Annotated in this window: 17 protein-coding genes (1 of these 17 running past the window's edge); 12 read left to right on the top strand and 5 right to left on the bottom strand. The window is 33.3% G+C overall.

From position 1 onward, the window contains the following. The 12 genes from cobI to VW161_RS06620 all read left to right on the top strand — a co-directional run. A protein-coding gene (gene cobI, locus VW161_RS06675) for a precorrin-2 C(20)-methyltransferase (RefSeq protein WP_304085504.1) crosses the window boundary here: on the top strand, positions 1-73 show its final stretch. The gene continues 614 nt to the left of window position 1, outside the view; the window shows 73 of its 687 coding nt (coding positions 615-687); its start codon lies beyond the left edge, outside the window; its stop codon occupies positions 71-73. Positions 74-102: 29 nt separating this feature from the next. Further along, positions 103-1,242, top strand: a complete 1,140-nt coding sequence (gene cbiD / locus VW161_RS06670) for a cobalt-precorrin-5B (C(1))-methyltransferase CbiD (RefSeq protein WP_304085506.1) — start codon at positions 103-105, stop codon at positions 1,240-1,242. Positions 1,243-1,304: 62 nt separating this feature from the next. Beyond that, positions 1,305-2,060 carry a precorrin-4 C(11)-methyltransferase gene (gene cobM / locus VW161_RS06665; RefSeq protein WP_304085508.1) on the top strand — a complete coding sequence of 252 codons (756 nt, stop codon included), beginning with the start codon at positions 1,305-1,307 and terminating at the stop codon, positions 2,058-2,060. A 47-nt stretch (positions 2,061-2,107) separates the two neighbouring features. Then, on the top strand, positions 2,108-3,145 hold the full coding sequence (locus VW161_RS06660; protein WP_304085510.1) for a cobalt-precorrin 5A hydrolase: 1,038 nt from the start codon (positions 2,108-2,110) through the stop codon (positions 3,143-3,145). A gap of 78 nt (positions 3,146-3,223) precedes the next feature. Further along, positions 3,224-3,955, top strand: coding sequence for a precorrin-3B C(17)-methyltransferase (gene cobJ, locus VW161_RS06655; RefSeq protein ID WP_304085511.1), 732 nt, complete (start codon positions 3,224-3,226; stop codon positions 3,953-3,955). 61 nt (positions 3,956-4,016) lie between these two features. After that, positions 4,017-4,769: a precorrin-6A reductase gene (gene cobK / locus VW161_RS06650; protein ID WP_304085512.1), complete on the top strand. Its 753-nt coding sequence runs from the start codon at positions 4,017-4,019 to the stop codon at positions 4,767-4,769. Next, a complete protein-coding gene (gene cbiE / locus VW161_RS06645) occupies positions 4,766-5,956 on the top strand; it encodes a precorrin-6y C5,15-methyltransferase (decarboxylating) subunit CbiE (protein ID WP_304085514.1) in 1,191 nt (396 codons plus the stop codon). Before cobK ends, cbiE begins: the two co-directional genes overlap by 4 nt. Next, positions 5,949-7,301 (top strand): cobyrinate a,c-diamide synthase, encoded by a 1,353-nt coding sequence (locus tag VW161_RS06640; protein WP_304103200.1) that lies wholly within the window; start codon positions 5,949-5,951, stop codon positions 7,299-7,301. The genes cbiE and VW161_RS06640 overlap by 8 nt, the downstream gene beginning before the upstream one ends. A gap of 82 nt (positions 7,302-7,383) precedes the next feature. Then, complete coding sequence (locus VW161_RS06635; RefSeq protein WP_304085517.1) at positions 7,384-8,022, top strand: precorrin-8X methylmutase; 639 nt, start codon at positions 7,384-7,386, stop codon at positions 8,020-8,022. A gap of 231 nt (positions 8,023-8,253) precedes the next feature. Then, the gene (locus VW161_RS06630; RefSeq protein ID WP_304085519.1) at positions 8,254-9,042 is read left to right on the top strand and encodes a sirohydrochlorin cobaltochelatase; all 789 of its coding nucleotides are present in this window, start codon (positions 8,254-8,256) and stop codon (positions 9,040-9,042) included. 196 nt (positions 9,043-9,238) lie between these two features. Then, on the top strand, positions 9,239-9,946 hold the full coding sequence (locus VW161_RS06625) for a zinc ribbon domain-containing protein (protein WP_304103197.1): 708 nt from the start codon (positions 9,239-9,241) through the stop codon (positions 9,944-9,946). Positions 9,947-10,001: 55 nt separating this feature from the next. After that, positions 10,002-10,271 carry a hypothetical protein gene (locus tag VW161_RS06620; RefSeq protein WP_304085523.1) on the top strand — a complete coding sequence of 90 codons (270 nt, stop codon included), beginning with the start codon at positions 10,002-10,004 and terminating at the stop codon, positions 10,269-10,271. 46 nt (positions 10,272-10,317) lie between these two features. Here the strand turns inward: VW161_RS06620 and VW161_RS06615 are convergent, their stop codons facing one another. The 5 genes from VW161_RS06615 to VW161_RS06595 all read right to left on the bottom strand — a co-directional run bounded on the left by VW161_RS06615 (position 10,318) and on the right by VW161_RS06595 (position 19,872). Next, positions 10,318-10,755, bottom strand: coding sequence for a hypothetical protein (locus VW161_RS06615; RefSeq protein ID WP_304103194.1), 438 nt, complete (start codon positions 10,753-10,755; stop codon positions 10,318-10,320). A gap of 99 nt (positions 10,756-10,854) precedes the next feature. Continuing rightward, a complete protein-coding gene (locus VW161_RS06610) occupies positions 10,855-11,664 on the bottom strand; it encodes a zinc ribbon domain-containing protein (RefSeq protein ID WP_304103191.1) in 810 nt (269 codons plus the stop codon). A 448-nt stretch (positions 11,665-12,112) separates the two neighbouring features. After that, on the bottom strand, positions 12,113-14,038 hold the full coding sequence (locus tag VW161_RS06605) for a MutS-related protein (RefSeq protein WP_304103187.1): 1,926 nt from the start codon (positions 14,036-14,038) through the stop codon (positions 12,113-12,115). A 181-nt stretch (positions 14,039-14,219) separates the two neighbouring features. Next, positions 14,220-17,255, bottom strand: coding sequence for a U32 family peptidase (locus VW161_RS06600; RefSeq protein WP_325192813.1), 3,036 nt, complete (start codon positions 17,253-17,255; stop codon positions 14,220-14,222). A gap of 52 nt (positions 17,256-17,307) precedes the next feature. Further along, positions 17,308-19,872, bottom strand: coding sequence for a U32 family peptidase (locus VW161_RS06595; RefSeq protein ID WP_325192812.1), 2,565 nt, complete (start codon positions 19,870-19,872; stop codon positions 17,308-17,310). Positions 19,873-20,000: the final 128 nt, after the last annotated feature.

Genomic DNA, 20,000 nt, shown 5'->3' with positions numbered 1-20,000 from the left:
TGAGAAAATCTATAACTCTTTAGATGAATTTGATGAAAATATGGGATATTTCACTATTGTAGTTGTAAAGTAATTCACTCATTAGTTTTTTGGAGATGTATTATGGCAGAAAAACGTTTGGTTAATCAAAAATTATTGCGTTGTGGCTATACAACAGGAACATGTGCGGCGGCAGCTTCTAAGGCAGCAGTAGCAATGCTCTTTAAACAGGAATCAATGGATTCTGTAGCAATCACAACACCTAATCAAACTGATCTCATAATTGATGTTTTAAACCCTCAGTTTAATGAAAATGTTGCAAGCTGTTCTATTGAAAAGGATAGTGGTGATGACCCTGACATTACTAATGGAATATTGGTATCTTCCAAAGTGACGTTATTGCCAGATTCTTCAGAAATTATTATTGAAGGTGGAAAAGGAGTTGGAAAAGTAACTAAAGGGGGGCTAGATCAACCAGTTGGTATGTCTGCTATTAACTCTGTTCCTCGAAAAATGATAAAGGATTCATTAAATGAATTGGCGTTGCAATATAATTATAAGGGTGGCTTTCATGTTTTAATTTCTGTACCGAAGGGTGAAGAAATAGCAAAGAAAACTTTCAACCCTGAATTAGGCATAGTTGGAGGTATCTCAATATTGGGTACAACAGGTATTGTTGAACCAATGAGCGCCAAAGCATTAGCTGATTCAATTAAAGTTGAGATAAGTGTAATTGCTGCAGAAAGCAATGAGTCAATTCTAATATTTTTAGGCAATTTTGGTAAAAAATTCACTGAAGAGGATTTGAACTTATCTCCAAAACCTGGAATAATGTGCAGTAATTTCATTGATGTAGCTTTGGATAGCTCTGTTGAATTCGGTTTTAAAAATATCCTCATAGTAGGGCATATAGGTAAATTAGTAAAATTAGGTATTGGAATGTTCAATACCCATTCTCATAATGGTGATGGGAGGATAGAAACACTATTGTCTTGTGCATTGGAGGCCGGTGCCAATATTGAAATCTTGAATGAGATTCAAAAATGTGTAACTACAAATGCTGTATTGGATATCCTGTATGAAAATGACTTATTGGAAAAAACTATGGAAGTCTTAAATGATAGAATACAGCATAACGTTGATAGAAGAGTTCCAGATGACATCAATATAGGATTCATATGCTTTGCCAATACTGGAGAGTATTCTGGAGTTTTATTTGAAAGTGAAAATGCAGATGATCTTAAAGAATTATGGAAAAATTGAAAAAAGTATTATGTAAATTTATGTTATTTTGATTATTATTTTATATTATGGAGGAATTAATAATGATTCATTTTGTTGGAGCAGGAAGTGGAGCTGTTGATTTAATAACTATAAGAGGATCAGAACTCCTAAAAGAAGCGGATGTAATAATATATGCAGGTTCATTAGTCAATCCTGATTTATTAAATTATGCTAAGGATTCATGTGAAATTTATGACAGTGCTAAAATGACTTTAGATGAAGTCTTGGAAAAGATGTTTGAAGCTGAGAAGGAAAATAAGATGACTGTCCGTTTACACACAGGAGATTCAAGTATTTATGGTGCAATTCGTGAACAGATGGACCGCTTGGATGAAGAAGGAATTTCATATGATGTATGTCCTGGTGTTTCAAGTTTCTGTGGTGCAGCAGCTGCATTGAAAGCGGAATATACCTTGCCAGATGTAAGCCAAAGCGTAATTATCACTCGTATGGCTGGAAGAACTCCAGTTCCTGAAAAGGAAAGCATTGCATCATTTGCTGAACATGGGGCAACTATGGTTATTTTCTTAAGCACAGGACTCCTTAAGGATTTATCTAAAGAGCTTGTAAAAGGAAAATACACTGAAGACACTCCTGCAGCAATAGTTTATAAGGCAACCTGGCCAGATGAAAAGGTTATGAGATGTACCGTTGGAACATTATATGAAACTGCAAAGGAAAACAACATTACAAAAACAGCTTTAATAATTGTCGGGGATGTTTTAGATAGTGAATATTCCTTGTCACGTCTTTATGCGGATGATTTTTCAACTGAGTTCAGACAAGCTAAGAAATAAATTTGATGTATTTTCAAGCAACTATGCTTGAATTTGTGAGGTTAAGAATGAAAGTATCAATTATTGCATTTACAGATAATGGTATGGAAATTGCCTATAAATTATCTAATTCATTATCTGAAGCTAATGATGTGGATTTTACTCGTTGTGGAAAAGGTGCTTTGTCAACTTGGACAGAGGAACATTTTTCAAATACTGATGCTCTTATCTTTATAGGGGCAATAGGAATAGCATTGAGGGCAATTGCTCCCTACATTAAAACCAAAACAAAAGATCCTGCAGTTGTTGTTGTGGATGAATTAGGACAGTTTTCTATACCAATTCTTTCTGGACACATTGGAGGGGCTAATGAATTGGCGTTAAAGATATCTGAAATATTAAATGCAATTCCAGTAATCACAACTGCTACTGATATCAATAATGTATTCGCAGTGGACACTTGGGCAAAAAGTCAAGGATTGCGAATATTAAATCCAGAATGCATCAAATTGGTTTCATCTAAATTACTAAAGGGAGAATCCGTACATATCAAATCGGATTATGCGATTCATGGAAATCTGCCTAAAAATGTTTATTTTAATGATTTAGAAGATTTTAATGAGGATATTTATGATGGGTATGATGTTATAATCACTCATAAAATTCTAGAAAATGAAAGTAGGAATGATACATTATTATTAGTCCCACAAATCATTACAGTTGGTATAGGATGTAGAAAAGAAATAAGCTTTGGAGCGATAGAAAGCTCCATTTTAAATATCTTGAAAAGCGAAAATTATCATATTTTAGCTTTAAAAGCTATAGCAAGCATTGATAAAAAGGCTAATGAAAAAGGAATCTTAGAATTTGCTAAAAAATATGATTTGCCCTTTAATACTTATAGTGCAGATGAACTTAACAGTCTTGAAGGGGACTTTACAAAGTCCGATTTTGTTAAAAGTGTTGTAGAAGTGGATAATGTATGTGAACGTTCTGCAATTATGGAAAGCAATGGGAAATTGATTAGAAGAAAGGACACTTGTGACGGTGCAGGTGTGACTGTTGCTTTAGCAATAAATGACCCAAATATCTCTTGGGAGAAATAAATTATAATAATTATCTATTCATTAAGTAAATTAGGAAAAAATTTAAAATAATAAGGTGTCTATTGGAGGAAAGAATTTATGAAATGTGTATCTGTAGTAGGTATTGGTCCTGGAAATGAGATATACCTTAGCATTGCTGCTAAAGAGACTCTTGAAGATTCAGATTTAATTGTAGGTTATAAAAAGTATGTGGAACTTGTAGAAGAGTATTTGCCTGAAAAAGAGTATTTGTACACTGGAATGAGAAAAGAGGTGGATCGCTGTAAGATGGCATTGGAAAAAGCTGCAGAAGGAAATGCAGTGTCTGTAGTCTGCAGTGGAGATGCTGGTGTATATGGTATGGCAGGATTGGTTTATGAACTCTCAGTTGACTATCCTGATGTAGAAGTCGATATTGTTCCAGGCATAAGTGCTGTTTTAAGTGGATCTGCAGTTTTAGGAGCTCCAATAGGTCATGACTTTGCTGTAATCAGCTTATCAGATTTATTAACTCCTTGGGAATTGATTGAAAAACGATTGGCATTAGCTGGTGAAGGGGATTTCTGTATTTGTCTTTATAATCCTTCAAGTCATAAAAGAAAGGATTACTTGAAAAAGGCATGTGAAATATTATTGAAATTCAAAGGTAAAGACACTATTTGTGGATATGTTAGAAACATCGGAAGAGATGGTGAAGAATATCATATCACTAACCTTTTGGAGCTTAAGGACACTGAAGTGGATATGTTTACCACTGTTTTCATTGGAAATGCCAATACAAAAGTCATTGATGATAAAATGGTAACACCTAGAGGCTATAAAGGTGTATAACTATAAATGGTATAATAATTATTATATTAATTAATAAGTTCTCTTAATTAGAGGTGTGGATATGCACAAAATTGTTTTATTTGGAGGAACTACTGAAGGACGTTTATTAACTGAATTCTTATCTCAAAATAAGATTCCTGCTATAGTTTGTGTTGCTACAGAATACGGAGAGAAAGTATTGGAATATGAGCCTCCTGTCATTGTTCAGCCTAAAAGATTAAAACCTGGTCCTATGAGAAAACTATTTGAAGAAGAGAAGACCAAATTTGTTTTTGATGCTACACATCCTTATGCAACAGAAATCAGCAAACACATTAAGGAAATTTGTGAGGAACAGGGCATTGAATACATTAGAGTCTTAAGAGAATCAATTGAGATTGAGGATGCTACTGAAGTATCCAGTATGGAAGAATTAATTGATTATCTAAACACTACTGAAGGATTGATCTTTTCTTCAATGGGAGCAAAAGAGGCTCTCGCATTAACAGATGTGGAAAACTTCCAGGAAAGAGTTTATTTAAGAATGTTGCCTTCACCTGAAGGAATGAAGCAATGCCTTGATTTAGGTTATCCTATGAAAAACCTTTGTGGCATGCAAGGTCCTTTTTCTAAGGAATTCAATATGGCTCAATTCAAGGAAATTGGTGCAGACATACTTGTGACTAAGGATTCTGGTAATGTTGGAGGTTTTTTAGAAAAGACAGATGCTGCAAAGGAATGTGGGATGGAAGTTGTTGTATTATCCCGATTGGTTAAAGAAGAAGGAATAAGTGTAGAAGAAGCTAAAGACACCATTAGGAGTAAATGCTTATGAAGGAAATCAATATTATTGGAATGGGGATGAGTGAAAAGACACTCACTGCTGAAGCTTTAGAGTTGATTATTGAAGCGGATATTTTAATAGGGGCTAAAAGATTAATCAATGAGTTTTCTCATATGAATAAACTTAGTTATAATGCTTATTTATCTAATGACATACTCGAAATAATGGAAAAGACAGATGCAGAAAAAATAGCTATCCTAGTTTCTGGAGATGTTGGATTTTATAGTGCAGCTGAGAAATTAGTGGATGTCTTAAATGATTATGGTCCTAATTTAGTTTCTGGAATATCCTCTGTATCATACTTTTTTGCAAAATGCAGTCTTCCTTGGAAAGATGCAAATTTAATAAGCTGTCATGGGATTGATACCAATATTGTTTCATCAGTTCGCAGAAATAGGTACACTTTTGCTTTAACCGGTAAAAATATTCCTGAGTTGCAGAAAGAATTGGTTAAGTATGGATTCAGTGATTTGAAGGTTTGGATTGGTGAGAACTTAGGCTCAGATGATGAGTCTATTCAAGAATCCAAAATATCTGATTTAGATGGAATGGAATTCAGTTCTCTAACTGTTTTGATTATAGAAAACCCTGATTTTGACTCAAGAATCAGAACAGGAATTCCGGATGAGGAATTCATTAGAGGAAAAGTCCCAATGACAAAGTCAGAAGTTCGGGCTGTATGCTTATCAAAATTATCATTGTCTCCAACTGACATAGCATATGATATTGGCTGTGGAACAGGTTCTGTAACAATTGAAATGGCATTTTCTGCATATGAAGGAAAGGTTTATGCCTTTGATAAGAATGAAGATGCAATTGCATTATTGGAGCAAAATTGTCAGAAATTCCACTTGGATAATGTAGATGGTATCTGTGGATTGGCACCAGAATGCCTAAAGGATTTGCCTGTTCCTGATGTTGCTTTCATTGGAGGAAGCTCTGGAAATATGGATGAAATTGTCAGTTATCTTCATGGAATTAATGATAAAATGAGATTTGTCATAACTGCGGTGACTCTTGAAAATGCTATGGCTGGTTTGGACTCATTAAAGAATGTTGGAATAAGCGGGGACATTGTTCAAGTTGCAGTTTCAAAAGGCAAGCAAATCGGTGATTTGCATATGCTAATGGCCCAGAATCCAATATTCATTATTAGTGGAAGTGGTGCTCGTGAATAGAATATTGATTTCAGGAACCAACAGTAACTGTGGTAAGACAACCATCACTATGGCTTTGCTTGCTGCATTCCAAAACAGAGGTTTGGAAATCGCTTCCTTTAAGTCAGGTCCTGATTATATTGACCCAATGTTTCATCGTAAGGTCTTTAATGTAGAGACCCATAATTTGGATCCTTACTTTTCAACTGAGCAAATGTTATGCGACCAATTCATTCGAAATTGCGGTAAGGACTTAAGCATAATCGAGGGTGCTATGGGCTTTTATGACGGAATCGGTGTTGAAGGCAGAGCAAGTGCTTGGGAAGTTGCTAAATCCATTAAAGCTCCTGCAGTACTTATTATTGATGCTAAAGGAATGAGCAATTCTGCAGCAGCAATCATAAAAGGTTTCAAGGAATTCAAGGAAGAAAGCATGGTTGAAGGTGTAATTTTCAATGGAATTTCCCCTATGTTGTATCCACTTTTAAGGGATATTGTTGAAAAAGAAGGCATTAAGGCTTATGGTTTCTTGCCTAGAAAGGAAAAATATTCTATTGGAAGCAGAAACTTAGGATTGATTACTGCAGATGAAATTGAAGACATTAAAGAGAAAATAAATGGTCTTAGGGAATTGGCAGAAAAATACATTGATTTGGATGGATTGTTTGAATTGGCTAAATCCGCCCCAATTCTTGAAGCAAGTGAAGACTATAAAGAGTTGATCGAAAGCAGTGCAAAAATTGATTCTGATAAAAAGACTCGCATAGCAGTTTCCCGTGATAATGCTTTTTGCTTTATGTATAAGGAAAACATTGAAATATTGGAAGATTTAGGATGTGAAGTGGTCTTTTTCAGCCCATTGGAAGATGGAGAGCTTCCTAAAGATATCTCTGGATTGTACTTATGTGGAGGTTATCCTGAATTATATGCGGGAGAATTGTCCAAAAACAGAAAATTATGTGATGAAATAAAGGATATCATAGAAAAGGGAATTCCTACAATAGCTGAATGTGGAGGTTTCATGTATTTGCATGATTCCATTGAGAATGTGCCTATGGTTGGATTCATCAAAGGCAATTGTATAAAGACAGATAAATTGCAAAGATTCGGTTATATTGAAATTACTGCTTTGGAAGATAATCTTTTATGCAAAAAGGATGATAGAATTAGAGTGCATGAATTCCATTATTATGATAGTGAAAACTGTGGGGAAAAGTTTATGGCTAAAAAGGCATCCAATGGTTTGGAATACCTTTGTTGTCATGGCTCTGACAGTCTTTATGCTGGGTTCCCACATATCTATCTTCCTGCAAATCCTGATTTTGCAAAGTCTTTTGTCAAAAATGCAAGGAATTGGAAAGGTTAAAATTTATATTTATTAGTAATTATTAGTTATTTATAGTTATTTGTAATTTAGTAGTTTATTCATAGTAAATTGAAGTGATAGTATGAAAATTGAATTAGAACAAGTTGAACCTGCTGAAATCGAAAGCAGGAGTATGGAAATTATTGAATCTGAACTTCCTCATGAAATTGACCCTAAATTAGCGCCAATTATTAAAAGAGCAGTTCACACAGCTGCGGATTTTGATTATGTAGATAACTTATGCTTTTCAGAATATGTGGTTGATAAGGCATTGGAAGCAATTAAAAACGGTGCTTGCATTGTAACTGACACTAATATGGCAAAGGCAGGAATCAACAAGGCAGAGCTTAAGAAGCATGGAGGTGATGTGTTCTGCTTTATGGGTGATGATGATGTTAGTGAAATGGCTAAAAAGAATCATTCCACTCGTGCAAGAGCTTCCATGGATAAGGCAGCAAGTTTGGATAAACCTTTGATTTTTGCAATAGGAAACGCTCCAACCGCTTTGATTAGATTATATGAATTGATTCAGGAAGGAAAACTCAATCCTGAACTTATCATTGGAGTTCCTGTAGGGTTTGTTAATGTAGTCCAATCAAAAGAGTTGATTATGCAATGTGATGTTCCTTATATCGTCGCTCGTGGACGTAAAGGTGGAAGTAATGTTGCAGCTGCTATTTCAAATGCATTGCTCTATATTTTAAGAGATCAAAATAAATAGTTTTGATTTTTAATTGATAATTTTTTATTTTTTTCATTTCATGAAATTTCATGAAGCCTATTATTTATTCTCTTTTTATTCTTTTCTCATTTCATTAATTATTTTTAATCAATATTTTTAAATATTTCTTTAAATAAAGTATAATTTAGTAATGTTAAATTTTTCTTTAAAAAATTTAATTGTAACAATTAATTAATAAAACAATATATTTTTATTTTTTAGGATGATATTATGGCTGATAAGATTATTTTAGTAGTAAGTTTTGGTACTTCTTATAACAATAACCGCGCTCTTACCATTGGAGCTATCGAAAAGGACATTGATGAAGCATTTCCAGATTATGAAATGAGAAGAGCATTCACAAGCCAAATGGTTATAAACATTTTGAAAAAACGTGATGACTTGGCTATTGACAATGTGGAAGATGCATTGGAAAGAGCATTGGCTGATGGTGTAAAGACTGTTATCATTCAACCGACTCACATCATGAACGGTACTGAATACCATTTCAAGATCAAGGATACTGTGGACAAATACATTGACAAGTTTGAAAACATTCCAATTGCTGAGCCTTTATTAATCTCTGATGAAGACTTTGAAGACTTGATTGCAAGCATTACCTCTAAAGGAGATTATGATGAGGATACTGCGGTAGTGTTCATGGGTCACGGTTCTCCTGCAGAAAGTAATATGGTTTACACCAAATTGCAAGGAATGCTAAAGGATAAAGGATTTGACAATTATTACATTGGTACTGTTGAAGCAAAACCTGACTACGATGATGTCTTGGCTATGGTAAAAGAAGGAGACTACAAGAAGATTGTGCTCAAGCCTTTAATGGTTGTAGCTGGTGATCATGCTCAAAACGACATGGCTGGAGATGAAGATGATTCCTGGAAATCAATGTTTGTATCTGAAGGCTATGAAGTTGAATGTGTCATAGAAGGGCTCGCTCAATCCAAAGACATTAGGGATGTCTACATTAAGCATGTTCAAAATGCAATTGATGGTTTAAATTAAATCATCTTTCTTTCTTTTTTTTTTTTAATTCACATTGAATCTATTTTTTTCTTTTTTTCCTAAAACGCTTATTTTAAGAACTTTTTTCACAAACTTTTTTTTTAATTCATTAACTTTAAATACTATCGTTTCTATATTTTATTTGCTAATTATGATTGAAAAATATTTGAAAAAGAATGATTTAAAGGGTGATAGTATGAAGTGTAATACATGTGGCAATAAGTATTCGGATGAATTTGATTTCTGTCCATTCTGTGGTGCCTACCCTAAAAAGTTTTGTCCAAAATGCTTTAAGGAAATTAATGATGGTGGAGATGTATGTTCAGACTGCGGAACGGAACTTTTGCCATTTGAAGGCTTCAAGAAGTATCATGATCTTAAGGAGAATGCTCTTGAATACTTGGATAAGGATAATTTTAAAAAATCAACGGAATATTTTGAAAGGATATTGGAGGATTGGCCTCAAGTTGAAGAGGTAAATTTTCTTTTGGCTGAGAATTATGCATTCTTAGGCGAGATTGATAAGTCTTTAAGACAGTATGAGAGATTAGCTGAAATTAATCCAAGATATATGGGAGTATATTCCAGAATAGCTAAGATATACATTGAAAAAGAAGAGATTGAAAAGGCTAAGGAGTATCTTCAAAAGGAACATGATGCATATCCATTTGAAAATGAGCATTATATCTATTCAATGCACATTTGCTTTTTGGAAGATGATTTTGAAAAGGCAAACAGAATCCTTGACCGTTTATTTGCAATTGGGCCTAATGAAGATGAGTTATTGATTTTCAAAATTAACAATGACTTGAATTTGAAATTAGTTGAGTATGATCCGGAACTTGCAGACTTAAATGAAAGGGTTAAGGCGTATTTGGAGAAAAATTTCAATTATTCCTTTTAAATTTTTTTTTAAGAAGGTTGAGAGTGATTTCAAAGTATGTTTAGGGGGTTGAAATATGGAAGTAATTGATGTAATTGATGAGATAGAAACTAATAATAATCCATTTATGGATGGTTTAGATTATTATATGGATTGTATTGTGAATGTAAATAATGTTAGAACAAGATGTGAACAGGTCAGTATAGTTCAATGTGATATGGATGGTTCTGATTATGGTAAGAATGGGATTCAAATTTTGCTTGAACTTCGTAGAGGTGAGTGGATTACTTGGATTTTCCTTGATGAAGTCGAATCCTTAGAGGTTAAGGAGTTTCATAAAAAATAATGGTGGTTTGTGAAAAATGATTATTCACATTTTATAAACCATTATTCTATTTTTTAAAATCGTCACAAGTTGTTTTTTCACTATTGTCCTTAATGGAACAAACTCCATTCTGTGAAAGTGCACAGTTTAAGCAGTTTTGCTCTTCCTCTGGATCGGGAGCTGCAACTATTTGTTGAAGAGATAATGTGAAAATTCCATTTAAATGTTCTCCATTTGTTTTTTTAGGGCCTCTGCCAACTATAGGTGATAAGCTTTTCATATAATATGGAATCTCTCCAGTTCCTCCAATATCCACTTTAATTTGTTCATAAGTGTTGAATGTAGCGAAAAATTCTGCTCCTTCTTTTAATATGTCTTGAGAAGCTTCAAATTTGAATATTAACATCTTATTTTCCAAAGAAGTTAACTGGACATATTTGTCATCAAAAGTAAACTCTTCTCCATTTTCTTTTTTAAAAATAACTATTCTTGCAATGTCGGACATGTTTAATCTCCTAATGGTATATGTATGATAATGGTATCTTATAGTATATAATCGTTTGCATTTATTAAAACTATTTTTATTGAAAAAATTACTGAACCATTAATATGACGATATCGGAACTAACAGCTCCATATATCCTTCCACATATCCTAATTCCAGATCATCTGGATCATAGATGGAATTACCACATTCAGCACATCTATAATAACCCTCAATTTCATATATTGATTCGCTTCCACAGTATGGGCAAGTCAATACATAACCATCATTTCTATCGGATTCTAGTTTATTAAGGCTGTTTGTAGCTTTAGAGTTTCCAGAACTGTAATATCGACCATCTTTATGATTTGAAGCATTTCTTTCCTTCTCTTCCATTAATCTTCGATAATCTGCTTCATATACATTGCCGTTGGCTTTAGATTGATACACATCAAATTCATAACCAGTCAAATAGTCATTTTCATCCTTATCCGACTTTCTAAATAGATCATATAGCATATCTTGTGGTGTGTGTGAGACAATGTGATTTACTTCATTGAATTCTAATTTGCTATCATCATTAAGGTCCAGATTATTAAATTCATCAGGATAATTGGTTTCATAATCTGCTGGATGCAATCCTTTAATGAAAAGATTTGCATCGCTGATCATTGAAATTATAAGTATAAAAATTAATGGAAAAACACAACAAATATATAAAGTAGGATGTCTTTTAAAACGTGCACTTAATGTTTCAGATTCATCTACCTTTCTGATTTTAAAAAGAGACATAATGCCATCTGAACTAGGATCATATGTTTCAATATCGGTGTTTTGAGCGGATGACCCATTATCTAATTTATTTCCGCAGTCTGCACAAAAAATAGCTTCATCAACGTTATCTTTTCCGCATTTGGAACATTTTATCATAGAATCCCCCAATACAATTTAAAAAATAATTTAGCAAATTTGACATTAGTTTACTATAAATATTTTATGCTTTTTGATTTATATTGTTTTTGAAAAAAATTTTCTAATGTAAATTTAATAAATTTAATCCTTTTTACAAAATTATATATACAATCTAAAGTAAAGATTATATTGTCGCATCATTAATTTGACTGATGCCTATGGTCCTTCTATGAGGGAAGCTTTAGCTGTCGATGATTAGGAGAAACCCAGCATTAGATAGGCTGCCTGTTTCGAGGGTTACTCGTGGAGGAAAGGGTAAACTACCTGTGAAGCAAGAGAGTTAGTATACGGGCAAAATATCAATATTTAAAAATTTATAATTTTAGATTTTTTCAAATCTATTATTTATAAATATTTTAAATAATTGCTTTTTTAGATAATTGCTTTTTTTAAAACTAATTTTTATTCAAAACTTTTCCAATATTTTACCATATACCTTTTTAAGTTCTGGTGGTGAGTTGTTGTACATTCTTTTTATAATTAATTCTGGTGTACTTTTTGCCAAGTAATTCATCTTAGGGGTTCTGTCTACAATAAGATTATAGTTTTCATCGAGCCCTGTAGCTTCAATTCCATCTACACGAATGTCTGTGTATTTCATTAGTTCATTTGCCATGTGGGTTACAATGATTGCAAAGGAATTGCTTTCCTCAATCATTTCTATGAAACTGGAAATGATCTTTACAGCCGCTTCCAATTCTGTAATTCCTTCAAGTTCGTCAAGGAGAACCAGTTTCTCGCTATCGCTTGTAACGATTGGCATGAATACATTGAGGAATGATTCAAAAGCTCCTGCATCCAATGATCTCTTTTTGGAAAAGTGATAGATCTCATCTAACAATTTTATCTTAGCGGATTTGGCTGGAACAGGAAGTCCCATCTGTCCAAGAATGGCTATTTGGCTGATTGTTTCAAGCAATGTGGTTTTACCTCCACTGTTTGCTCCAGTCAATAGTGCAATGTTTTCCTCTTCATTCAACTTATAATCCACTCTTTGGATTTCTTCATTAATGGTCCTTTCCCTTAGGCATAAGTTCAAGTGCAATGCTTGATTAAGGTCATATTCATTTGTGAACTCCGGCTTGTTCAAGTCATAAAGATAAGCAAAGCTGCCTAAAGCGTATTCATAGTCAAACTTGATTATATCACTGACTTCCCTTTCAGCATCTTCCTTAATGGATGCCAATTGTTCTGCAGCAGTGCTCTTCTTATCAAAGTAATTGTTTTCAGAATTTGAAAGGATTTCTGTCTTCACCCTTTCCATTTCCATATCATCGATTTCAATCGGATACTTCCTGATGAATGGGTCAAAATCAATACCGCTTTCCAACTTGATAGTTTCCTTTGATTTACTTAAAATTTCGTTAAATATTTCTTCTAGTTTTGGTGGTAAAGCATTGTTTAATAAGTCGAGAACTTCATCTCCTTCAAGGTCAATGTTTTGAATCCTTTCTTTTAACTCATGGTCTATATATCTCTTCTCATTATTAACAATTTCATCCAAATCAACTTCTTTTGTTTTATATGATTCAAGTTCATCAAGTATAGGTCCAATATCATTTAGGACAGTTTCTTCCCCTAATATTGCTTTGATTTTTGAAACTCTTTCGAATAAATCTCTGTTTTCCTTAAAGTAGTCTAAAATCACTTCAGGCACAAGCTGATAGATAGGAGCATCCTTATTTATCATGATTAGATTAGGCATATCTCCTAAGTCAAGGAATCCTTCAGTGTAAATGTAATAGATTAATTCATATCCTCTCAATTCTTCCTGGAAGAATGGCGAATCTGATGCGGTCAATATTGTGTAGTATCTGTTCAATCCAAGGTCCATTAAATAATCAGCATCTTCATTGCTTTCTACAAGAATGGCTTTGCTTGCATCATAATTAGGTTTGGATTGCTTTGGTTCATTCAAGTGTTTCATTAGCCTATCCAATTCATATAGAGGCAATTCGCTTACCTTTTCTTTAGCATTCATTACAAAATTCAATCTCTCTTCGATGATTTCCTCATCTTTTATAGGAGCAAGGAGCAAAATTCTGTTTTTGGCATAACTTGTATTTGAATAGCTTACAATCTTTTCAATGATTTCATCGTAAAGTTGGATTGCCCTATCGCTTTTCAAGAATTTTTGAGCAGGATTTCCGATTAATTGATTCATTATTTCAATGGCTTTCCTTTGGCTGATTCCCTCAATATTGATCAATCTCTCTAAATCAAGGTTTTCAATAACTTGATTTAATTCATCTTCCCCTCCTAACTCATCAATGATCTTTTGGGATAATTTATCTCCAATTCCCTTAATGTTTTGTAATTGTGCTCCTTCCATACGATTACCTCATTTCATGAATATGAGAAAGTATAATAAATTTTATGCTTTTGTTTATTAATTTTTAATATATAGTTAATTTTTTTTATTTTTATATTAATTTTTAAATCTTTTGATTTTCAATAGCTTGAATTTCAAATTGATTAAAATATTGTTTTAATTCTGAAAATTCATAACTTTTTCATTTCAATCCTTTTTCAAAATTTGCTTTTGTCAAATCAGGGCAATGCTTATCAATGATCTTTTTAGATTCATTAATATTATTTTCACTATCAACAATGTCCCTATAGACTTTTCCAATATCATTGATGTAGTTCAAGGATTTCCATCTTGCATCTATTGAAAAGCTTGAGATTCCTATTGATTTCAAGTAATCAATCTCATCAATCAAGCAAAGCTCTTCGCAGTTCAATATGATTATATGGTCCTCATTCAAATTGGTTTTTATCGGATAATACTGGTCTCTTCTGTTTTTAAGATAGTATTCATTTGAATCAATGTAATATTCGCTTTCCTTGAAATTCTTATTCAGCTTTCTTTGCTTTTGATTGTATTTGCTTATGAGTTTCAATTGCTTTTTGGAAACAAGTTCCTTCCTTGTTATCATTGATTCAATATTTCCATGAACCAAGAGTTCCAATTCTGGAAGTGCAGTGTCTTTTGACAGTTCCTTATAGTAATCTTCCATTAAATCCTTAATGTTTTCCTTATATATTTCAGGAGATATGGATAATGCCTTGTAATTATTCAACTCCAATACGGTTTCTATATTATATGCATTAATTGGGTAATTTCCATAAAGTTCCACATCAAACTTGTCTTTTAATGAATCGTCCAATCCAATTAAACTGGTCATTATGTCAATGTGCAGATTCATCTTTTTAAGGATTCCCATAATCTTGATTATAGATTCCTTAGACTGCTTGTGTGCAATGTCTGGAAGTTTCCAAATTAATTTATAATTCTGATCTTTTGAAATTTCAAGGGATTCTTTCAGGAAATTGACACAATAACTTATGTTCAGTTCATGTTCCTGAAGGGATTTGTTTTCAATGATATCTTGGCTGATTTCTTCAAAGTCCTTGTTTGGAGGAATTTCCAAATAGATTCTATCAAAAACAGATTCTTTCTCTTTGTTTAGTCCTTTCAGGATTTCCAAGCTATTGATATATGCTGATAATTTATAGTCCTCAACTGAGTTTTCGACTTTTGATTTCAAATCAATTCTTTTTCTTAAGTTCTCATTTAAGCTATTGATGTTTTCTTCAGCAATTTTCACATCTTCTTCTTTTGGCTTGTAGCTATTTATGATTTCCTCTTCAAGCTCATTGAAGAATCTTCTTCTAAGCTCATTGATTTCGCTTATTGGGCTGAATAAGCTCTTATTGTTGTTTATTGTAATCTTTTCAATGTAATAAGGCAAGTCCCCAATCTTCAGCAATTGCTTCTTGATTGTCTCATTGGATATTGGCTTTTTGATTGCTTCTTCCCAAGGATTTTCCCCTTTGATCTTTAAGGTGATTACATGACCGTTATCCAATTTCAAATTACCCTTTAAATGAGGATAATTATCGCTGTCTATTCTAAAGTAAAGTTCAAGCAATGATTTCTTTATGTAGTGGTTCTCCTTCTTATGGTGAAGATCTTTCACTTCATTCAAAAGTGAGTTTTTCTTGGTTAGATAAACCTTTGAACCTTTTGGAAGTGGGAAATTTAGTCTCCTATTCTCTCTGACCCTTTTAATGACAAGAAGTTTTCCTTCAATATCCTTATCCTTTTCCCTTTTTCTCCAATGCTTGTCTTTTGAGTCCTTTAAGACTGGTTTTGAAGAAATGTCAAATCCATAGGTTTGAATGAATCCATTATTTTGATTTCCTTGATTATCTTGATTATTCCGATTAATTTCCTTTCTGGTTCTTTTTTCTTTCCTTTTAGCTCTTTTATCCTGTTTTGTTTTTGATCTTTTATTGTCTTTAGAGCTATTTTCTGAATTATTTCGATTATTGTCATTTTCCAAATTAGGGTTTGTTTCAATTAGTATGCCATCGCCCTTTTCAGGTATGTGGATGAGATTGTCCCTTAGCAAAATATGGATCTCTTCAGTTTGAGGATTGTATCTGTGAATCTTTCCAATGTATAATCCTTGATGTCCTGGCTTTTTCCTGTTCATTATCATAGGATTGTTTTTAGGAATAAGATGGCCGGTTGTAAACTCTCTGTTGAATACCAATTCAAGCTCTTCAAGGGATTCAAGGTTTTGGAGTTTCTGCTCTTCTTTAAGTTTGGCTATATTTTCCTTGTCCTGTGCCTTTTTCAAATCAGTGCTTCTTCCCTTTTTCCCTTTGCTTTTTCTTTCCAATTCCTTGATGTTTCTGTTCAGTGCTTGGCTTGTTTTGTCGTATCTCAATTTATTTAGTCTTTTTCTATAGTTCTTGATAACAGTTGCAACATAATCATTGCTTCTTATTCTGCCTTCAATCTTTATGCTGTCAACTTCAAGATTGACTATTTCATCAAGATGCTCAAACAATGAAAGGTCTCTCGGAGATAAAAGGTAATCCCCTTCATTTTTAGGATTGATCTTTTTGCCTTTGTTGATGTTCAATTCATATTTTTCCCTGCATGGTTGAGCGCAAGTTCCTCTGTTTCCGCTTCTTCCACCTTGCATTGAGGATAGTAAGCAATGTCCGGAATAGCTGTAACAAAGAGCACCGTGTGCAAATATCTCTATTTCAATTCCAAGTGAATGTGCATAATCGATAATCTCTTTCAATTCATTCATTTCAGTTTCTCTTGGAAGAACAACTCTTTTTATGTTGTGTTCTGATGCCCATTTGATTCCTTCAATGTTGTGGAGGTTCATTTGGGTTGAAGCATGAATCGCTAGTTTAGGAATGTTTTCATTAATGATTTTTACAATGCCGACATCTTGGATAAGAACTGCATCAACACCTATCTTATATAATTCCAAAAGGTAATTTGACACTTTTTCCAATTCTCCTTCCTTGATTAGGATATTGACAGTAACATAAACCTTTACATTATGCAAATGAGCATATTTTACTGCTTCCCTTATTTCTGGAACTGTGAAGTTTTCTGCAAATTTCCTTGCTCCGAAATTCTCTCCAGATAAGTAAATGGAATTTGCACCAGACAATATTGCAAGCTTCAAATGCTCTGCAGATCCTACCGGTGCCAATAATTCAGGTAATTTCATTGTTTTTCCTCGAGTAATAAATATGGTTGATTATCTTTAATTGCATATTGCGTTAACATGACTTTTCATGTATTCTTCCATTGATGAAGTTTCCTTTATTCAATCTTGATAATGTAATGTTCTTAATTTGTTCTTTCAGTAAGTCTAAATCGTAAGTGTTGTCTTCCTTTAATGCTTGTGAGTAAAGTGAAACAATTGTTGAGCTGTATTGTGGAGAAGAGAATCTGCAATCGATTATGCAGGAGTTCACTCCAGTGTCCTTGATCAGTTCCACTTCATCTATTAGGCATAAGCAGTCCTTGTTGATGAAATGGCTGTGCCTATTGTAATCGAAAACAACCTTGTATTTGAATTTCTTACGCTTTTGGTCTTCAAGTATTGCATAATCAGAAGAATCCTTGATTATGAAGTCTTTTCCATCATTAAGATTTGAAAAGTCATCCTTACTGCTCATAACTTCAAGGTTTCCTTGGATGATGATATTTAAGTCCACATCTTCATCTGTCTTGATGAATTGGTATTTGGAAACCAGTTCCTTGATTTCTGCATGTGACAATTCAGAAGATATGATCATGCTTTTAAATCCAGCATCAGATAGGTTTTTGACATTATAGCTATTCCAAACGTTTAGGTTATGATTTCCATAAACCTTATTTCTAAAGCTTTTAGCTATTCCTGGAGTGTCATACATTATTGGAATTCTCATTCCTTCATCTTCCAATTCCGCTATGATTGTGCTGATTCTTTCTATTTCCTCATCGCTTATGAATGATGATAAGACCAATACCAATTTATCATCCACATTTTCCTTGCCTTTATAAACGATGGAATATGCTTCTTTGAGCAGATCCTTTATGTTTTCAAAGTATTCCTCTTGACTTTTGTATGAAAAGGATGGATCAAAGAAATACTTGTGGATTGGGAATTTGGAAGTCATCTTTAAAAGTTCCAAATTGTCTGCAAATATTGAAAGATTCAATCTTTCATTTCTAACTGGAATATCACTATAATTTTTATATTCTTTTACAAATTGATTAATAAGTTTATTTGTTTTCCTGATTTCCTTTTTATCAGGTTTATAATAGTCTAATAATAATTCAGTAGCCTTATCCAGTACTTGGCGTCTAATCTTATTAAGCTTTCCAATTGGCACAAAGCTGTTTTCAGGCATGCCAGTTATAGTTAAGTTGTTAATGAAGAATGATGTTGAACCGGTTTTAAGCATTTGCTTTTCAATGTCTTCAATGCTCACAGGTCTTTTTTGTGCAGGCTCGAATTTGGTTTGGGAAATGTATCTGAAGCTAAATTCCTCTTCCTTGTTCTCATTGTTTATTCCCTTTTCAACAATCTTGAATTTTGCGCCGATGTTAAGCCTTAAATCTTCAGTCCATTTGATGTCCAAGTCTAATGGGATGTTTTGCTTAATGGTTTCGCTTTTGAATTTCTTAAGGTTGTCATGAGTTGATTTGGAATAGCTTAAGAGAACCTTGTCACCTTCACGGACATTTCTTGTTGTTTCAAGCTTTATGTATTCATCAGTTTGTTCCTTGATGTTGTCGATGTAGATTCCCTTGATCTTATCCTTGTATTTGAATCCAATCCCATCTCCAATGTCAAGGGTTATCTTGAATTCTTCGTTTTCCTTAGCTATTGTGATTAAATCTCCTTTCTTTGCGGTGATTTTTCCAATATAAACCCCTTCATGACCTGAACTTTCTCTTCCTAAAACCTGTCCTGGCTTTTGATTAAGGATATAACCGTCAGTGAATTGCCTATTGAAAACGAGACTCAAGTCCTTGTCATAGTCTCCTTCATCACCGTCAATCAAATGTCTGTATGCATTTGTGATTGTTCCAACGTAATCTGCAGATTTCATTCTTCCTTCAAGCTTAAGTGAAAAGACTCCTGCATCTTCTATTTCTTTCAATCCTTTGTAGGCTGCAAGATCGTGAGTTGACAATAAATATCCGTTTCCAACATTGTAATTCTTATATTTCAACTTGTATTGCTTACGACAAGGCTGTGCACATGCCCCTCTGTTTCCACTACGTCCGCTGTTGTATGATGAAATGTAACAGTTTCCACTGAAGCAGTAGCATAAAGCTCCATGTCCAAAGACTTCAAGTTCTATATTTATGTTGGATTTCTGCAATTTTTTTGATATTTCAGCTATTTTGTCAACGCTTATTTCACGTGGGAAAACTATCCTTGAGATATTGTTTTCAACAGCCCATAAGATACAATCATAATCGCTTAATGTCATTTGTGTGGAAGCATGGGCTTCAAGGCCAGGAATGAGGTTTTTAATGAGTTCAATGATTCCTAAGTCCTGTACAATTACTGCATCAACACCTATTTTGTATAAGTAAAATAAGTATTTGACAACATCTATGACTTCAAAGTCGTTTATCAAGGTGTTTACGGTTACATGTATTTTCGCTCCATTCAAGTGAGCGTATTCCACACTTTTTTCTATCTCTTCCAGAGTGAAGTTTTTTGCGAATGCTCTTGCTCCAAACCTTTCTCCAGATATGTATACTGCATCAGCTCCTGCATTGATTGCAGTGACCAAGATGTCATAGTCTCCTGCAGGTGCTAATAATTCAGGTAATGCCATTAAGTAATCTCCTATAATTTTGATTGTTTTTATGATTGTATTTTTTATTTAATTAGTTTAATTTGATAATATTTTATTTTAAATAATCTAACTATTAATAGATTTGTTAATTTTATTATATACATATT

The organism is Methanobrevibacter ruminantium, from assembly GCF_016294135.1.
Lineage (GTDB): Archaea > Methanobacteriota > Methanobacteria > Methanobacteriales > Methanobacteriaceae > Methanobrevibacter > Methanobrevibacter ruminantium_A.
The sequence above is the reverse complement of the archived record's forward strand: the minus strand, read 5'-3'. Positions and strand labels throughout refer to the sequence as shown.